This is a genomic window from Mycolicibacterium chengduense (genome assembly GCF_033741155.1).
Classification (GTDB): domain Bacteria; phylum Actinomycetota; class Actinomycetes; order Mycobacteriales; family Mycobacteriaceae; genus Mycobacterium.
On sequence record NZ_JAWQNH010000004.1, the window covers coordinates 670,372 to 687,043 of the forward strand.

Annotated in this window: 17 protein-coding genes; 9 read left to right on the forward strand and 8 right to left on the reverse strand. The window is 69.2% G+C overall.

Annotation, left to right across the window (positions count from 1 at the left end):
• Nucleotides 1-13: 13 nt before the first annotated feature.
• Entirely contained in the window at nt 14-415 is a 402-nt protein-coding gene (locus SBI67_RS18235; RefSeq protein ID WP_318981895.1) for an STAS domain-containing protein, read from the reverse strand.
• A gap of 144 nt (nt 416-559) precedes the next feature.
• Here SBI67_RS18235 and SBI67_RS18240 point away from each other — a divergent pair, with 144 nt between their 5' ends.
• Nucleotides 560-2,845, forward strand: a complete 2,286-nt coding sequence (locus SBI67_RS18240; RefSeq protein WP_318981896.1) for a SpoIIE family protein phosphatase — start codon at nt 560-562, stop codon at nt 2,843-2,845.
• 33 nt (nt 2,846-2,878) lie between these two features.
• Nucleotides 2,879-3,172, forward strand: a complete 294-nt coding sequence (locus SBI67_RS18245; protein ID WP_318981897.1) for a putative quinol monooxygenase — start codon at nt 2,879-2,881, stop codon at nt 3,170-3,172.
• A 4-nt stretch (nt 3,173-3,176) separates the two neighbouring features.
• Here SBI67_RS18245 and SBI67_RS18250 read toward each other — a convergent pair whose 3' ends face one another.
• Nucleotides 3,177-4,166, reverse strand: coding sequence for an AraC family transcriptional regulator (locus SBI67_RS18250; RefSeq protein ID WP_318981898.1), 990 nt, complete (start codon nt 4,164-4,166; stop codon nt 3,177-3,179).
• A 97-nt stretch (nt 4,167-4,263) separates the two neighbouring features.
• On the opposite strand from SBI67_RS18250, the gene SBI67_RS18255 reads away from it, so the two are divergent.
• Both SBI67_RS18255 and SBI67_RS18260 read left to right on the forward strand, forming a co-directional pair.
• A complete protein-coding gene (locus SBI67_RS18255; RefSeq protein ID WP_413232527.1) occupies nt 4,264-5,688 on the forward strand; it encodes a DUF1254 domain-containing protein in 1,425 nt (474 codons plus the stop codon).
• 186 nt (nt 5,689-5,874) lie between these two features.
• The gene (locus SBI67_RS18260; protein ID WP_318981900.1) at nt 5,875-7,086 is read left to right on the forward strand and encodes a hypothetical protein; all 1,212 of its coding nucleotides are present in this window, start codon (nt 5,875-5,877) and stop codon (nt 7,084-7,086) included.
• A 6-nt stretch (nt 7,087-7,092) separates the two neighbouring features.
• On the opposite strand, the gene SBI67_RS18265 is transcribed toward SBI67_RS18260, so the two are convergent.
• Nucleotides 7,093-7,983: a hypothetical protein gene (locus SBI67_RS18265; protein WP_266049279.1), complete on the reverse strand. Its 891-nt coding sequence runs from the start codon at nt 7,981-7,983 to the stop codon at nt 7,093-7,095.
• A gap of 184 nt (nt 7,984-8,167) precedes the next feature.
• Between SBI67_RS18265 and SBI67_RS18270 the strand changes: the two genes are divergently transcribed.
• The 5 genes from SBI67_RS18270 to SBI67_RS18290 are packed head-to-tail and all read left to right on the forward strand — an operon-like array spanning nt 8,168 to nt 13,691.
• Nucleotides 8,168-9,691: an ABC transporter substrate-binding protein gene (locus SBI67_RS18270; protein ID WP_318981901.1), complete on the forward strand. Its 1,524-nt coding sequence runs from the start codon at nt 8,168-8,170 to the stop codon at nt 9,689-9,691.
• Complete coding sequence (locus SBI67_RS18275) at nt 9,688-10,638, forward strand: ABC transporter permease (protein WP_318981902.1); 951 nt, start codon at nt 9,688-9,690, stop codon at nt 10,636-10,638. Before SBI67_RS18270 ends, SBI67_RS18275 begins: the two co-directional genes overlap by 4 nt.
• A complete protein-coding gene (locus tag SBI67_RS18280; RefSeq protein ID WP_318981903.1) occupies nt 10,635-11,501 on the forward strand; it encodes an ABC transporter permease in 867 nt (288 codons plus the stop codon). The genes SBI67_RS18275 and SBI67_RS18280 overlap by 4 nt, the downstream gene beginning before the upstream one ends.
• The gene (locus SBI67_RS18285; RefSeq protein WP_318981904.1) at nt 11,498-13,099 is read left to right on the forward strand and encodes an ABC transporter ATP-binding protein; all 1,602 of its coding nucleotides are present in this window, start codon (nt 11,498-11,500) and stop codon (nt 13,097-13,099) included. The genes SBI67_RS18280 and SBI67_RS18285 overlap by 4 nt, the downstream gene beginning before the upstream one ends.
• Nucleotides 13,092-13,691, forward strand: coding sequence for a class I SAM-dependent methyltransferase (locus SBI67_RS18290; RefSeq protein ID WP_318981905.1), 600 nt, complete (start codon nt 13,092-13,094; stop codon nt 13,689-13,691). The genes SBI67_RS18285 and SBI67_RS18290 overlap by 8 nt, the downstream gene beginning before the upstream one ends.
• A gap of 7 nt (nt 13,692-13,698) precedes the next feature.
• Here SBI67_RS18290 and SBI67_RS18295 read toward each other — a convergent pair whose 3' ends face one another.
• From SBI67_RS18295 to SBI67_RS18315, 5 genes are all read right to left on the reverse strand, one after another.
• Complete coding sequence (locus tag SBI67_RS18295) at nt 13,699-14,202, reverse strand: hypothetical protein (RefSeq protein ID WP_266049285.1); 504 nt, start codon at nt 14,200-14,202, stop codon at nt 13,699-13,701.
• 23 nt (nt 14,203-14,225) lie between these two features.
• Entirely contained in the window at nt 14,226-14,540 is a 315-nt protein-coding gene (locus SBI67_RS18300; protein ID WP_318981906.1) for a hypothetical protein, read from the reverse strand.
• A 255-nt stretch (nt 14,541-14,795) separates the two neighbouring features.
• The gene (locus tag SBI67_RS18305; RefSeq protein WP_318981907.1) at nt 14,796-15,251 is read right to left on the reverse strand and encodes a hypothetical protein; all 456 of its coding nucleotides are present in this window, start codon (nt 15,249-15,251) and stop codon (nt 14,796-14,798) included.
• Between the two features lie 369 nt (nt 15,252-15,620).
• On the reverse strand, nt 15,621-15,974 hold the full coding sequence (locus SBI67_RS18310; protein WP_318981908.1) for a hypothetical protein: 354 nt from the start codon (nt 15,972-15,974) through the stop codon (nt 15,621-15,623).
• Nucleotides 15,975-16,151: 177 nt separating this feature from the next.
• Nucleotides 16,152-16,589, reverse strand: coding sequence for a hypothetical protein (locus SBI67_RS18315; RefSeq protein WP_318981909.1), 438 nt, complete (start codon nt 16,587-16,589; stop codon nt 16,152-16,154).
• Nucleotides 16,590-16,672 lie beyond the last annotated feature (83 nt).

The following is a 16,672-nucleotide window of genomic DNA, read 5'->3' on the forward strand; positions in this document are numbered from 1 at the left end:
TGGTTCGCCGCGGTCACGGTTGACCGGCCGGCAGCTGCGCGAACGCGTCGTCCAGCGTCGGGCGCAGCGTCAACACCGCCGCCAGACCGACGAGCTCGAGCGGACGGCGGGTGACCGGTCCATCGGCAACGACGATGAGCGGGACTTCCGGGGGCACCTGATGTTGGGTGTCCACCAAGGTGGCCATCCCGCACGAGGCGAAGAAGGAGACCTCGGTCAGATCGATGATCATCGCGGTGGGCTGTTTCTCCAAGGCGGTGGCGATGACCTGGTTGAAGTCGGGCACCGTCAGCATGTCGACGACACCGGTGCAGCTGATCACCACCGTCGTGTCGTGCCAGGTCTGGGCACACATGAACGGCGACGGGCTGCGCTCGACGCGGTCGTAAGTGGGGTCGGGCATGGGGTCGGGCATCGAAAACCTCGCCAAGCATTGGTTCGGGGCGCCATGTCTCGCGGGCTGGTGTCTGAACCGAACAAGCTAGAACGCCGACTCTTACGAGCCTAACGCAACTACTGTGCCCGATGCGATCGGCCAGGGCCGGCCTGGCACGCTTAAGTGCATCGCGCGGTACACAACCTGGGGGTTCTCATCTCGCATCCCGACACCGGCAGCACCGACGGCCTCGTGGCCGTCGGGACACCGATCGACCTGGACAACTGTGCTCGTGAGCCGATCCACATCCCCGGCAGCGTGCAGCCGCGCGGGGTGCTGGCGGTGGTCCGCGAGCCCAGCTTCGAGATCCGTCAGGTCAGCGCCAACGTCGCCGACGTGCTCGGCAAACCGGTTTCGGAGGTCCTCGGCCACCACCTGGCCACGCTCATCGGCGCCGACCAGGCGGCCAAGATCCAACAGGCGGCCGCCGCGTTCGGCGACCTCCGCGAGCGCAACCCGCTGGAGCTTGAGATCGAGGTCGCCGGCCGACGACGCGCATTCGATGCCTTGCTGCACCGCGAACGGGACGGGATTCTGCTCGTCGAGATCGAAATCGCTTACGGTGCAAGGCCGTTTTCTTTTCCGAACACGTATCAAGCGGTGCGCAACTCGGTCGAAGAACTCAATCGGACCCATTCGATCACCGAACTGTACGAAGCCACCGCCCGCGCGGTGCGTGACTTGACCGGCTTCGACCGGGTGATGGTGTACCGCTACGACCAGCACTACAACGGCGAGGTGGTCGCCGAATGCAAACGCGACGACTTGAACTCGTTCCTCGGCCTGCACTATCCCGCCAGCGATATTCCCGCGCAGGCCAGGGCGATGTACGAGAAGAGCTGGCTGCGCCTGATCTCGGATGTGAGCTACACGCCTGCCCCGCTGGTCCCGGCGTTAGATCCCGACAGCGGCACCCCGGTCGATCTCACGCATGCCACGCTGCGCAGCGTCTCACCGATTCACATCGAGTATCTGCAGAACATGGGCGTACAGGCATCGATGTCGATTTCGCTTCTGCGGCATGGCAAGTTGTGGGGTTTGATCGCTTGTCACCATTACGCGGGCCCGCACCTGCCGCCCTACGGGGCTCGCGCCGCGGCGGAGTTCCTGGGGTCCACCCTCTCGCTGCGACTCGTCGATCGCTTCGACGAGGACCAACTGCGTGAGCGGCTGACGGCGCAGTCGACGCTCACCCTGTTGACCAACGCATCGCGCAATGACGACGAGCCCGTGGCCGCCACCCTGCTCGGATCGCCGAGTCTGCTCGACTTGGTGCCCGCCGCCGGTGTCGCCATCCGCGTCGGCGGTAAATACCGCGTGCTCGGGACGGTTCCACCACCAGAGGTCGTGAGTGCGGTGGCCGCCTGGTCGCGTAGCGATGCCGAGGGAGTGGCCGCCACCGACTGCCTGTCCCGTGACCTTCCCGCGCTGGATCTGGATCCGACGGTGGCAGCCGGTGCACTGATCCTGAACCTGCCCGACGGTCAGCACGTCATCTGGTTCCGCCACGAAGCGGTGCGGTCGGTGGACTGGGGCGGGGACCCGCACAACAAGGCGATCGCCGTACGCCAGGGTGACGAGGTTCGGCTCAGCCCACGCAAATCGTTCGACCGCTGGCGCGAAGTCGTGGACAAGTGCAGCGAACCCTGGACCCCGATCCAGATCGAGTCCGCCGAGACGCTGCGCCACCACCTGGTGGAAGAGTTGTACCGGCGGACGCGCGGCGCGCTCCGTCTCGCCGAGATCATGCAGCGCAGCCTGCTTCCGGCGACCATCCCGACCATCGCGGGCTGGGAGCTGTCCGCCGATTATCGGCCGGCGGCCGGCGGCCGGGTGGGTGGCGATTGGTACGACGCGTTCCAGCTACCCGACGGGCGGTTGGTGGTGCTGGTCGGTGACGTCGCGGGGCACGGCCTGAGCGCGGCCGGCGCCATGGCGCAACTGCGAAACGCCTTGCGCTCCCAGCTGTTCGGCGGCGCGACCCCGGCCGAGGCATTGGACCGGCTCAATGCGTTCAGCGTGCACCTGATGCCGCGTGCCTTCGCCACGGCGGTCGTGGCCCGAATCGAACTCGATTCTGGCCGCGTAGAGGTAGCCTCCGCCGGACACCTGCTTCCTTTTCACACCGGTCCGGTGATCGGTCTCGCGCCCATCCAGCTGTCGCCGCCGATCGGTGTCCGCAACGCCGTCTACACGGCGAGCACCTTCACCATCGACCGCGGCCGGGGTCTGGTGATGTACTCCGACGGCCTGGTGGAGCGCCGCGGTGCGACCATCGACGACGGTGTGGATCGACTCGCCCGGACCCTGAGCGGTGCCACGGTTTTCACGGCGTCGGGGATTTCGACCGCGGTGGCTCCGCACGAGACCGAGGACGACGTCACCGTCGTCACCGTGCACCGGCCATGACCCTGGCGTCGCGGCGCGAGTATGTTGACGTCCATGGCCGTGACCGTGATGCTCGAATTGCAGTTCAAGCCCGAATCCGTGGCGACCGCGCGGGAAGTGTTCGGCCGCGCGCTCAAAGACACCCGGGCGTTCCCCGGCAACATCCGCACCGATGTACTGGTCGACGAGGCCGACGAAGGCCACTGGGTGATCTATGAACTGTGGGAGTCGGTGGAGGCCGACGAGGCCTACCGGGCGTTCCGCGCCGGCGAGGGCAAGTTGACCGAGGTGCCCGCTCTGGTGGCCGCCCCACCGGTCAAAACCCGGTACGTCACCAGCGACGTCTGAGCAGTCACATCTGGTCGCGCAACGTGCGACGGTAAGCCAGCGGGGTCACACCAAACCACCGCTGGCACGCGCGGGTGAGCACACCCTGCTCGGCGTAGCCGAGTTGGCGGCTCAGATGCAACAAACTCATCTCCGTGTCCCGTAGATAGCGCACGCACATCTCACGGCGTACGGTGTCCAGCACCGCGGCGAATGTCGTTCCTTCGGCGCCAAGACGGCGTTGTAATGCTTTGGGATGTAAGCCGAATTGCCCTGCGACCCACTCGACGGTGACCGTTCCGGACGGCAGCATCGGTCCGACGAGGTCGGCCACGGAGCGCGCCACCGACGTCGCACGTTCCGACAGTGCGTCGCCGAGATAACCGGTGATGTACCGATGCGCCTGCGCGTCCCGGTCGAGCGGCCGGGCCAGATCAGCGGCGTCGATCCGGAATCCGCAGGCCGCCGCCTGGTCGCGCAGTGGACAACCGAAGTAGCTTCGATAGCTGCTGGCCGGGGTCAGGCGCCGGTGCGGGACGTGAATCTCCAGCGGCGCATAGTCCGCACCCAGGAAACTGCGCAGCACCCCGAGGATGATGCCGAGCGACAGCTCGATCGTCTGCGGATGCGCGGGCAGCGGATCCAAGCGCAGCTTCCAATGGACGAATCCGGGCCGGACGTCGATCGCGATGCCCGGACTGTAGGCGGCGACGAACTTGTCGAAAATGAGGAACATATCCGCAACGGTTGCCGCCGTTCGAGCGGCCACCCCTACCGGCCCGAGGATGTCGATGCTCTGGTGCTGTGCCAGCTTACGACCGAAATCATGTGTGCCCGTCACCATTGCGGCCCGTTCAATGGCGTTGACGGCACTGCGCAGCGACACGAAGGCATCGGCATGGCCGGCATCTTCGGGGCGGATACCACTTTCCCGCAGCAGTGCGTCGGCATCGGCGCCGAGTTCGCCCACCAGTTCCTGGAAGCCGGTGAGCGCCGACGCCATGATGAGCTCCATGTCTCCCAAGATCAAAAAATTGTCCGCTGAAGTCAAGGCGGCGCGCATCGCCAGCGGTCATAGTGAGCCGGTGAACAGACTGTTGGGACTGACGGTGATGATGGCGGTCATCGCCATGGTGGGGGCGTGCAGCGGGCAGAAGGACAGCCCCTCGCCCTCGGCCTCGACGAGCACCACCGGTGCCGACGGCGACCTGGCCGGGGCGGCGCGGGACGCGTACACCTACGCCTACCCCTTGGTCACCATGGAGTACACTCGCCGCGCGTTGACGAACACTATTGCACCCCAAGGATTTTCTGCGCCCATGGGCCAATTCGTGCGGATGCGCCAATATCCGGACGCACAGTTCCGGGCCGTCACCGCGCCCAATGCGGACACGCTCTACACCCAGGCTTGGTTCGACGTCACGAAAGAACCGTGGATCGTCAGCGTGCCCGACATGGGCGACCGTTACTTCCTCCTGCCGATGCTGGACGGCTGGACCGAGGTCTTCGCGTCACCGGGCAAGCGGACCACCGGCGGGAAGGCCCAGACGTTCGCGATCACCGGACCGGGGTGGTCCGGCACTCTGCCGCCCGGTGTCACCGAATACAAGTCGCCGACCGCACTGGTCTGGCTGCTGGGTCGGATCTACTGCACAGGTACCCCGCAGGACTACGCCGCCGTGCACGCCCTGCAGAACCAGATCACCGCAGTGCCCCTGTCGGCCTACGGCAAGCCCTACACACCGATACCCGGCGCGGTGGATCCGTCGGTCGACACCAAAACGGCGGTGCGCGACCAGGTCAACGCGCTCGACGGGGCGGACTTCTTCCGCACGTTCGCCGAGCTGGTGAAGCACAATCCGCCCACCGCAGCGGACGCGCCAATGGTCCAGAAGCTGGCCAAACTCGGCATCATCCCCGGCCAGGACTTCGACGTCGCCAAGGTAGATCCCGCGGTCGCCAACGCAATCGCAGCGGCCCCGAAAACGGCGCAGGCCACGATCATGGGCTGGGCCAGCGAAGGTGTCACCGCCGGCGACAACACCGTGCAGAACGGCTGGTTGTTCAGCACCAAGACGGGTACCTACGGAACCAACTACCTACAACGCGCCTACGTCACCGCCATCGGCCTCGGTGCGAACCTGCCGCAGGACGCGGTGTACCCGACCTCAGAAGGACCTTCACAGGGCGTCAAATACAACGGGACCCACCGCTACGTGATGCATTTCGACAAGGGGCAATTGCCGCCGGTAAGGGGCTTTTGGTCGTTGACCATGTACGACGCAGACTACTTCTTCGTCGACAATGCGCTCAACCGGTACACCCTCAGCCAGCGGAACAATCTCGGCACCAACCCCGACGGTTCGGTCGACCTGTTCATCCAGGCCGATCCGCCGCCACCTGACAAGACAGCCAACTGGCTGCCCGCACCCACGGGCGACTTCGTGCTCATGCTGCGCATGTACTGGCCCCAGGAAACTCCACCGTCGATCATCGATGGCACCTGGAAAGTCCCGCCGGTCACGCCGGTCTCATGACGTGTCCGCATTCCGGACGCAAAGAGGTCCCGTGAAAGGTCAGCTGCTTGGCCTGTCCGCGGCGGCGGCCCCGCGCCGTTGACCACCGCCATCCCCGGACCCGCCGAGGTGTGCGGCGCCGATTGAACCAACCGGCGCCGCGCACCGTGTCCCCTACATCCACGCGACACAGTAGGGGGCACACCCATGCAGCGATCCATCAACCTGCGCACCGATTTCGCGATGGCTGGGATGGCCGCCGTCACCGCCGCCGCGGTGGTGGCCGCACCGCTCACCCCGGTCACGGTGGCGTCCGCACCGCCGACGGTGGTGCGCGAGGTCCGACTCGCCGCCGCCGTGCCGCCCGGTGGGCTGATCACCAGTTTCCTGCACAACCAGACGGTCTACTGCTCGATCATCTGCCCTTTGATCGCGCAGACCGGGGTGACGGCGGTGACCACCGCCCTGCAGGCACCGGGGACCTTCCTGGCTGCGCTGTCGGCCGGCGATGTGCTCAAGGCGATCGGCGCGGCGGCCGCGTCCGTCACCGGGCCGACCGAGGCTGCCGCGCAGAAGGCCATCAATGCCGATGCCGCCATCCCGGCCCAGCGCGCGCTCAACGCCTTCGAGGTCGGCGTTGTGGGTTTGTTGAATGTGCTGCCCGCGATTCAGGATGGCCTGCCAGGGATCGCCTCGGCGCTGCAGAAGGCCCGGCAGGACACCTTCGACGCGCTCAATCTGCCATTCGTCCCCAACCCCACCCCGACGGTGATGCCACGCGGGGTGTTCCAGGTCGCCGTGGTCGGCGCCATCAATGTGGCTGCCGCCGTGATCTTTCCGGCCTTCAACGACGTCCTGTCCGGCATCTTCCAGGTACCCGAAGCGGTGGCTCGGGAACTCGCGGCCTCCGGTAACCCGGTCCGAGCGCTGGCCGCGGGGATCAGGACGGCGGCCGGGTTGGCGGCGGCGGCAGGCAAGGTGGTCGCCCAGGCCGTGACGACCGCGGTCGACGACGTCCGGGCTGCGGCGGCCGGGCAGCCGGCCAGCACCAGCCGGGCGCTACCGAAGACCGATTCCGGCACGACAGCCGCCATGACTTCCGCGACGACTTCGAAGGCCTTGACCGCACCGACGCCGAAGACCGTGGCGATCACGGCACCCAAGGCGGTCACCGCCTCCGCCTCACAACGCGACGACGCGCCCACCACCAAAACCGCCACCACCAAGCCCGACACCGACAAGCCCGACACCACTGCTACGTCCGCGAACAACAAGACCGCACAACCCAACCCGGTGCGCGACGCCACCTCGAACCTGCGCAACGCCGTGCACAACCTGGTCAAGAAGTTCACCCCGAAGCCGCCGCATCAGGACGGGACCGCCAAGGAAAGCCACGGCACCGGCGCACACGGCAAGTGATCGGCCTCAGGGTGCGGCCGCGGGTTCCTCGGTCTCGGATGCGACGACCGTCTCAGACGGGGCGTTGCGCTCCCACAGCACCGCACCGACGCACGCCGTCACCACCCAACCGGTGCCGATCACCCCGCACCAGGTGAGTAGTGCCATCGCCACCCCGATCGGGCCGAACTCGTCCCAGCCGGCAAGCAAGGGCGGGAAGAACATTCGTGCCGCCAGCGGCACCACCGTGCCGTCGATCAGCACGCCGGCCAGACCGGCCAGGATCAGATACTTGCGGCCGCGGCCGCCGTCGCGCACCAGTAGCGCGGGGGTGGCGGTCCAGAAGATCCACACCGGCACGAGTGAGGCGAGGAACCGCAGCGTGCGCAAGCCCATGTGATGGTGACCTCCGAAGGCGATCCGCTCCCGGATGACGATCACCGCCAGATACAGCGCGAACCATACGACGCCGCGGCCCAACTTGGCCAACCACCCCAACTGCTCACGGCGCCAAGCCTTCGCGAAGATGCCGGCGATGGTCATCGACATCGGGATGCCCCACACCAGGAAGCCCGCGACACCGAGAAACGTCCAACTGGACCGCAACCCCGAGGCGCGGCCGAACACGGCCCGCACATGCTCGGTCATCGGGGACACCAGCCCGAGCTGGCGGCTGACGACGGTGCCCGGACTGGCGTTGTCGGCGAACCCGGTCAGATAACTGAAGCCCAGGATCATCAACGGGATGACGGTGGTGAACAACTGGACCGATACCACCGCCCCGAGCGTGCCACCGTCGATCTCGGTGAACCGGGCGACGACGGCGGCCACGAGACGTAGTTGGCGCCGCTCAGCCAGGCGCCGGTAGCGCTCCTCGAGCCGACGCCGCATGTCCACCGGATCGGCGTGCGTGCTCATCCCCTGCAGATTAGTGCCGCCCGCACCGGAGTCACCGGCCGCACAGCATCTTCCCACCCGGTTCACAGCACCGTGATCTGGCCGAACCGATCGCCAGGTGTAACCGCGCGGCGATGCGGGTACAGGCCAGTGTCCCGTCTGCCGAGGCCCGCTTGGGCCGCGGCCCTGCCGGAAAGTGATGGATATGCGCCTGGTTGCGGCCATGCTCGCCGCCGTGATCGTCCTGGCTTCCACGGCCTGCTCACCGGGCGAACGCGTCGACCTGGGGTCGGATGGAGGCAATCTGATCGCCGCCATCGCCGGTGAACCCGACCAACTCGACCCGCAGAAGACCAGCGCGTATTTCTCCTTCGAGGTGCTGGAAAACGTGTTCGACACCCTGGTGGAGCCGGGCGACGACCTCACCATGCGCCCTGCGCTGGCGCAATCCTGGGAGACGTCCCCCGATCAACTGGTGTGGACGTTCCGATTACGGCGCGGCGTCACCTTCCATGACGGCAGCCCGCTGACCGCCGCCGACGTCGTGTACTCCTACCGGCGCATCATCGACGAAAAGCTGGCCAACGCCGACAAACTCAGCGCCGTCACCGATATCAGCGCCCCCGACGAGCACACCGTGCGGATCGCCGTGGCGCACCCGACGCCCAACCTGCTCACCAATCTCGGCGGCTTCAAAGGTATGGCGATCGTGCAACGCCGCAACGTCGAGGACGGTCAGATCGCCACTCACCCGATCGGTACGGGTCCCTTCGCCTTCGTCGCACGCAAGAGCGGGGATTCGATCACGCTGCGCGCCAATCCCAACTATTGGGCCGGCGCCCCGAAGATCCCCGGGGTGACGTTCCGGTTCATCAGTGAATCGTCGACGGCCTTGTCGGCGTTGCAGGCCGGTGAAATCGACTGGACCGATGCGGTCCCCGCCCAGCGCGTCGCCCAGCTACGCAACGACGACTCCCTGCACCTTGCGGTGACACCGAGCAACGACTATTGGTATCTCGCGCTCAACCAGGCCCGCGCGCCGTGGAACGATGTGCGGGTACGCCAGGCGGTCGCCTACGCCATCGACCGGCCCTCGATCGTCCAAGCCACCAGTTACGGCACGGCGCAGGCCAATCAGCTGGCCATCCCAGAGGGAAATCCGTGGTTCGTGCCGTACAACCGCTACCACCGCGATATCGCGAAAGCACGCGAGCTGTTGCAGCAGGCCGGTGCCGCGCCGAAAACCATGGACATGCTGGTCACCAGTGAGTACCCGCAGACCGTCACCGCCGCCCAGGTGATCGCCGACAACCTTGCGCCGCTGGGCATCACCGCCAACATCCGCACTGTGGATTTCGCCACCTGGCTCGACGAACAGAACAGCGGACACTTCGACATGCTGATGATGGGATGGCTGGGAAACATCGACCCTGACGACTTCTACTACGCGCAGCATCACAGCGGTGGCGCCAGCAACGCCCAGAAATTCTCCGATCCGCGCGTCGACGCACTGCTCGACGCCGGCCGCACGCAGACCGATCAGCGGGCACGCAAGGACGACTACGCGCGCGCTGCCACCCTGATCGCCGACGAGGTGAGCTATATCTACCTGTACAACCCAGCGGTCATCCAGGCCTGGTCACCCACCCTCGGCGGATACGAGGCGCGCCGCGACAAGGCGATCCGGTTCCGCGACGCCGTATTACAGACCGGCGGTGAGAATCGGTGACGGTACTCAAATTCCTGGCCCGCAGGCTGGCCTACTCGCTGGTGGTGCTGGTCGGTGTGCTGATCGTGGTTCTCGCGTTGGTCCACCTGGTGCCCGGAGACCCGGTTCGGATCGCGCTCGGCACCCGCTACACCCCGGAGGCCTACCACGCGCTGCGCGAGGCCAGCGGCTTGGATCGTCCGCTGCTCGCCCAATTCGCCAGTTACCTCGGCCACGCCGCCACCGGGAATCTCGGCGTCAGCTTCCGCAACGGCGATCCGGTGACGCAGGTGCTGCTGGAGCGGCTGCCTGCCACGGTGTCCTTGGCCGTCGTCGGAATCGTGCTGGCCCTGGTGATCGCGCTGCCCGCCGGCATCTACGCGGCGTTGCGGGAAGGCCGGCTCAGTGACGCGATGGTCCGCGCCACAAGCCAATTCGGTGTCTCGGTGCCCGACTTCTGGTTGGGCATCCTGCTCATCTCGCTGTTCTCGTCGGTGCTGGGCTGGTTGCCGACGTCGGGATACCGACCGTTGTTCGACGACCCGGTCGGGTGGTTGCGTCACGTCATCCTGCCGGGGCTCACCGTCGGGGTGGTGGCCGCGGCGATCATGACGCGTTACGTCCGGTCGGCGGTGCTGGAGGTGGCGGCGATGGGTTATGTGCGCACGGCTCGCTCGAAAGGCCTTCCGCCGCGGGTGGTGACGCTGCGTCACACCGTCCGCAATGCGCTGGTGCCCATCCTCACCATCACCGGTATCCAGTTGGCCACCATCCTGGGCGGGGTCATCGTCGTAGAGGTGGTGTTCTCCTGGCCGGGACTGGGCCGGCTGGTGTACAACTCGGTGGCGGCCCGCGATTACCCCGTCATCCAGGGTGCCGTCCTGCTGATCGCGGTGTTGTTCCTGGCAGTCAACCTACTGGTCGACCTGCTCTACGCGATCGCCGACCCGCGAATCAGGCTGTCATGAGCGACCAACGGGTCAAGACCTGGCGGTTGTTGGCCGCCAACCCGCTCACGGTGCTCAGCGCCGCGGTGCTGGCCGGCGTCATCGTCATCGCCCTGACGGCTGCGTGGATCGCTCCCTACGGGGTCAACGATGTGGATGTGCCCCAGGCGCTGCGGTCACCCAGCGGTGCGCACTGGTTGGGCACCGACGAGCTGGGCCGGGATATGTTGTCCCGGATACTGGTTGCGGTCCAGGCCTCGATGAAGGTGGCGGTGGTCAGCGTGGCCTTCGCCGCGGTCGTCGGGGTGGCCTTGGGAGTGTTGGCGGGGTATCGCGGCGGGTGGCTGGACACCGTGGTGATGCGGGTGGTCGACGTGCTGTTCGCGTTCCCGGTGTTGCTGCTGGCGCTGGCCATCGTGGCCATCCTCGGACCGGGCTTGGGCACAACGATTTTGGCGATCGGGGTGGTGTACACGCCGATTTTCGCGCGGGTGGCCCGGGCCAGCACCCTGTCGGTGCGGGTGGAACCATATGTCGCGGTATCGCGCACCATGGGCACCGGTTCGGGTTACATCCTGGCCCGACACATCCTGCCGAACATCACCGGTCCGCTCATCGTGCAGACATCGCTGTCCTTGGCGTTCGCGATTCTGTCGGAGGCGGCGCTGTCCTTCCTCGGGCTCGGGCTGCAGCCGCCGCAACCGTCACTGGGCCGGATGATCTTCGACGCCCAGGGTTTCGTGACACTGGCGTGGTGGATGGCGGTGTTCCCGGGCGCAGCCATCTTCGTGATCGTGTTGGCGTTCAACCTGTTCGGCGACGGTCTGCGCGACGTGCTGGACCCCAAGCAGCGCACCATGATCGAGGCCAGGAGGCGCCGATGACCGATCCAGTGCTGGCCGTCGAGAACCTGGCCGTCCGGATCGGCCGCCGGGAGATCGTGCGTCAGGTGTCCTTCGAGGTGGCGCGCGAGCAGACCCTCGGCATCGTCGGCGAGTCCGGCTCCGGCAAATCGATGACCGTACTGGCGGCCACCGGACTGCTCGACGCCCCGGGCGCCGTGATCAGCGGCTCCAGCGTGCTTGGGGGGCAACAGGAACTGGTCGGGGCGTCGGCCCGGACGCTGCGCCACGTGCATGGCGGCCGCATCGGTTTCGTCTTCCAAGACCCCGGAACGTCACTGAATCCGTTGCTCACCGTGGAGCGCCAGATCACCGAGACGCTGGAGACCCACAAACACCACACCCGTCGGGAAGCCCGGGCGCGGGCGCTGGAGCTGCTCGAGGCGGTCGGCCTGCCCGAACCGCAGAACCGGTTGCACAGTTACCCGCACCAGCTATCCGGTGGGCAACGCCAGCGCGTGATGGTCGCGATCGCGCTGGCCTGCGATCCGGAACTGCTGGTCGCCGACGAGCCCACCACCGCGCTGGATGTCACGACACAAGCCCAGATCATCGCGTTGGTCCGGGATCTGCAGCGGGACTTCGGCACCGCCGTGGTATGGATCAGCCACGACCTCGGCGTCATCGGTGAGGTCGCGGACACGGTAACGGTGCTGCGCGATGGCGCGGTGGTCGAGCGGGCGAGCGTCGATGCCATCTTCACTGATCCGCGGCAGCCCTACACCCGCGAATTGCTGAGCGCCCGACCGGTGTTGGGGTCCGGCGGCCCGCCACCGGCACCCGCCGACGCGGAAGTGCTGTTGGACGTCGAGGGCCTTGACGTCCGGTTCCCGGTCACCACACCCGTCGGCCGGTCGGTGGTGCATGCCGTCAAGGACCTGTCGTTCCGCATCCGACGCGGCACCACGCTGGGTCTGGTGGGTGAATCCGGGTCGGGCAAATCGACGGTTGCCGCGGCACTGACCGGGCAACTGGCGCCCGACTCCGGTAGCGCACGCCTGGACGGCACCGATGTGCTGCACCTGCGGCGCAACCAGCAGCGCGCCGTGCGGCGGCGGATCAGCCTGGTGATGCAGGACCCGTTCGCCGCCCTCAATCCGCGCATGCCGGTGGGGGCCTCGATCACCGAGCCACTGGTGGTGCATCGTCTGGTCGACCGCCGGCAGCGGGCCACCCGCGTCGGCGAACTACTCGACGCCGTCGGGCTGTCGGCATCGTTCGCATCCCGCTACCCGCACGAGCTGTCCGGCGGGCAACGTCAACGGGTGAACATCGCACGGGCGCTGGCCGTACAGCCCGAACTGCTGATCCTGGACGAGGCGACCGCGTCGTTGGATGTGTCGGTGCAGGCCAAGGTGCTCGACCTGTTGCGGGACCTGCAGCGCGACCTCGGACTGACCTACCTGTTCATCGCACACGATCTGGCGATCATCGAGCGGTTGAGCCACGATGTCCTGGTGCTGCGCGCGGGTGAGGCGGTCGAATACCGTCCCGCCGCGGAGCTGTTTTCCGCTCCTGAACACGAGTACACCCGGGACTTGCTGGCGGCGGTACCGCTGGATCGGTTGACGCGTGCCTGAACGGGACTACTGGAACCACAACACCGCGTACCACGGCAGGCTGGTCCGGATCGCGGCCGAACACCCCGGGGATGTGCTCGATGTCGGCTGCGGTGAGGGCCTGCTGGCCCAGCGACTGGCGCACGTGTCCCGCACCGTCACCGCGATCGACCCCGACGCCGCCGCCGTCCGGCGAGCCCGGGCCCGCGTCGCAGCCCTGCCGAATGTGACCGTCACCGAAACGTCGTTCACGTCGTTCGATCCGGGCGAGAAGCGGTTCGGGCTCATCACCTTCGTGGCCACGCTGCATCACATGGACTTGCGCGCGTCGCTGACGAAGGCGCGGGATCTGTTGGCGCCGGGCGGCACTCTCGCCGTTGTCGGTGTGGCTGCCAATGGCACCGTCGGTGACTGGATCGTCGACGTGCTGCGCGTGCCGTTCGCCCGGGTCGCCGGAGTACTGCACGGCGAGACCCGGGACATCGGCGTGACGGTCGCCGAACCCCGCGAATCGTTGCGCGAGATCCGGCGCTCCGCCACGCAGATCCTGCCGGGCGTATCCATCCGCCGCGGCGTCTACTACCGCTACCTGCTGCGTTGGTGCAACGGCTGACCGGTGCTCACCACCGGTCGTGCCGGATGATTCCGGCCGCGTCGGGCATCAGGCTCAAGCCGGTGTTGCCCGTCGTGCCCGGGGTCGAGGCCGACCAGCCGAGACCCTCGCACACCAGGTCGGTCGGCATGGACACCTGCGTCGGCACCGGAACGCCGAAGCCGCTGAGGGCCGGCATGTTCAACTGCGGCGTCGGCAGGAAGCCCGCGAGTCCACCGGTTCCGGTCGGCGGAGCCAGGGACGGCTGCGGGACAAAATCGGCTGCCAGACCGGCAGCTCCGGCCATCGGAGCCATCAGCAACCCGGGCACCGCCCCGGCGATCGCGCCGGGAATCGCACCCGCCACCGCTCCGGGAACGGCGCCTGCCACCGCTCCGGGCACCGCACCGGCAATCATCGCCCCCGGCAGCGCCGCCAGGGCACCGGCCGGAGCACCGCCACCGACCGCACCGGCATTGACCGCGGGTGCCGTGATCGTCTGCACGGCACCGAGTGCTCCGGTGCTGGCCATCAGCGGGCCCACCGCACCGGTGGTCAGACCACCCGATGCCGCACCGCCACCGCCTGCGCCCGTACCGCCCGCAGCACCACCGCCGCCACCGGCTCCGCCCGCAGCACCACCGCCACCACCGGCCGCCCCGCCACCGGCTGCACCGGCAGCTCCACCGCCGCCTGCTCCACCGGCGCCGGCACCACCCGCACCGCCACCTCCGGCACCACCGGCTTCCGCACCACCGGCAGCGCCACCGCCACCGGCTCCCGCACCTCCGCCGCCGCCTGCACCACCACCGGCACCACCGCCGCCGGCACCGCCACCCCCTGCGCCGCCACCCCCGCCGGCACCGTCACCGCCGACGATTGCGGCCGCGGGCACGGCAGCGTCGCCGCCGCCGACTACCGGCGCTCCACCGGGAATCGCCACCGCAGCGGCATCCTGGACCGCGGCCGCTGCGGGACCGCCCGCACCGGCGGCGCCCGGGACCGCTCCCGCCGCGTCGATGACACCTGCGGCGGGGACACCCGCGCCCGGTGCACCGGCGCCGGCGCCCGGCGCGCCGACCGCGGCTTCCGGGACCGCTGCCGAGTTCAGTCCGGTCGTGGCCATCAGCGGGCCGACCGACCCGGAGTCCAACAACACCGGAGCACCGGCTCCTGGAGCCGCAGCGCCGGCCGGCATCTCGCCGGCGATGGGTGCGGCACCCGCACCACCAGCGCCTCCTGCGCCACCAGCGCCACCAGCGCCCCCGGCACCACCGGCACCACCTCCGGCACCACCAGCGCCCCCGGCACCACCTCCGGCACCACCAGCGCCCCCGGCACCACCAGCGCCCCCGGCACCACCAGCACCCTCCGCGCCTCCTGCACCGCCGGCGCCTCCTGCACCGGTACCGCCTGCACCACCGGCTCCACCGGCCCCGGTTGCACCGGCACCACCAGCACCCTCCGCGCCACCAGCGCCACCCGCAGCAGCGCCCTCAGCACCAGCACCGGCTCCACCGCCGCCGCCAGCGGCTCCGCCACCGCCTGCGCCAGCAGCGCCGCCGCCACCGGTCGCTCCACCGCCAACTGCCGGTACCCCTGCAGCGGCCTCGATCGGCGCGCCGACAACCGCCGGCGCCGCCAGGCTTTCCCCGCCGACCGCTACCGCAGGAGCTCCCGCGCCCGCAGCACCGGCTGCCGCCGCAGCCAGAGGCGCCGCCGCGATCGCCGCGCCTGTCCCGGCGCCAGCAGCGCCGCCGGCCACCGCACCACCGGCAGCACCTACCGCACCACCCGCGGCACCACCGGCAATGGCTCCCGGCACGGCCGCGGCGACAGCAGCCGGAACGGCCGCAGCCGCGGCACCCGGCGCACCGCCGCCGACCTCGACCGCGGGAGCGGCCACCTCGACGGGCGGGGCTGCGACCTGCACGGGTGGGACAGCGACTTCTACCGGCGGGGCAGCCACCGCCACCTCAGCCGGCACCGCGACGGCTCCTGCGGTCCCACCACCGGCAGCACCACCGCCGGCTGCACCGCCACCACCACCGCCGCCGCCTTCGACGACAGCAGCCGCAGGCACCGCAGCGCCACCACCGCCACCGCCGGCTGCACCGGCACCACCGCCACCGCCAGCAGCACCACCGCCGGCACCGGCGCCACCACCGGCCGCGCCGCCGCCACCCGCACCGGCACCCTCACCACCTCCGACCGCGGCCACAGGCGCAGCGCCACCGCCGGCACCCTCGCCACCTCCGACTGCGGCCACAGGTGCTGCGCCACCGCCGGCACCGGCACCTTCACCACCGACGACCGCCGCCGCCGGGGCGACAGCGTCGCCCCCCACCGCGGCAGGCACCATTGCCTCAGCGACAGGCGCGCCCGCGGCGCCGGCCGGGGGCACCACTGCGCCGGCATCGGCGATCGGCGCACCGACCGGGGCGGCACCGGCTGTCGCGGCCGCCTCCAAAACCTCGCCGTTCAGCGCTCCGGCTGCCGCGTCACCGGCGCCGTGGGCACCGCCGAACGGCGCCCCCGCCGGCACGCCCGCAGCATCAGCGATCGGCGCCCCCGCAGGCACGCCCGCAGCATCAGCGATCGGCGCCCCCGCAGGCACCCCCGCAGCATCAGCGATCGGCGCACCCGCCGGCACCCCCGCAGCGTCGACGATCGGCGCGCCGGCAGGAACCCCACCTGCCGCGGGCGCACCCCCGGCCAGTCCGACCGGAGCACCAGCACCGCCGGCACCGCCAGCACCGCCGGCACCGCCGGCACCACCAGCGCCCGCGCCGCCACCCGCGGCAGCACCGCCGCCCCCGGCGCCGCCACCACCTGCGGCACCTCCGCCGCCGGCAGCACCGCCACCGGTACCCGCGGCGCCGGCAACCGGCGCGGTACTCGCCACGCCGTTCGCGGCACCGGCCGGCGGGATCACCACGGGTTGCGCAGCCGCCCCGGTGAACGGCACAGCCGCTCCACCGGCACCCTGCCCGCCGACAGGC

Coding starts and splice junctions, on each gene's coding strand:
- SBI67_RS18265 (WP_266049279.1), bottom strand. CDS start 7,983: ATGAGCACGCACGCCGATCCGGTGGACATGCGGCGTCGGCTCGAGGAG.
- SBI67_RS18250 (WP_318981898.1), bottom strand. CDS start 4,166: ATGGAGCTCATCATGGCGTCGGCGCTCACCGGCTTCCAGGAACTGGTG.
- SBI67_RS18295 (WP_266049285.1), bottom strand. CDS start 14,202: ATGGCCAGCACCGGAGCACTCGGTGCCGTGCAGACGATCACGGCACCC.
- SBI67_RS18280 (WP_318981903.1), top strand. CDS start 10,635: ATGAGCGACCAACGGGTCAAGACCTGGCGGTTGTTGGCCGCCAACCCG.
- SBI67_RS18255 (WP_413232527.1), top strand. CDS start 4,264: ATGATGGCGGTCATCGCCATGGTGGGGGCGTGCAGCGGGCAGAAGGAC.
- SBI67_RS18235 (WP_318981895.1), bottom strand. CDS start 415: ATGCCCGACCCCATGCCCGACCCCACTTACGACCGCGTCGAGCGCAGC.
- SBI67_RS18270 (WP_318981901.1), top strand. CDS start 8,168: ATGCGCCTGGTTGCGGCCATGCTCGCCGCCGTGATCGTCCTGGCTTCC.
- SBI67_RS18245 (WP_318981897.1), top strand. CDS start 2,879: ATGGCCGTGACCGTGATGCTCGAATTGCAGTTCAAGCCCGAATCCGTG.
- SBI67_RS18285 (WP_318981904.1), top strand. CDS start 11,498: ATGACCGATCCAGTGCTGGCCGTCGAGAACCTGGCCGTCCGGATCGGC.
- SBI67_RS18260 (WP_318981900.1), top strand. CDS start 5,875: ATGCAGCGATCCATCAACCTGCGCACCGATTTCGCGATGGCTGGGATG.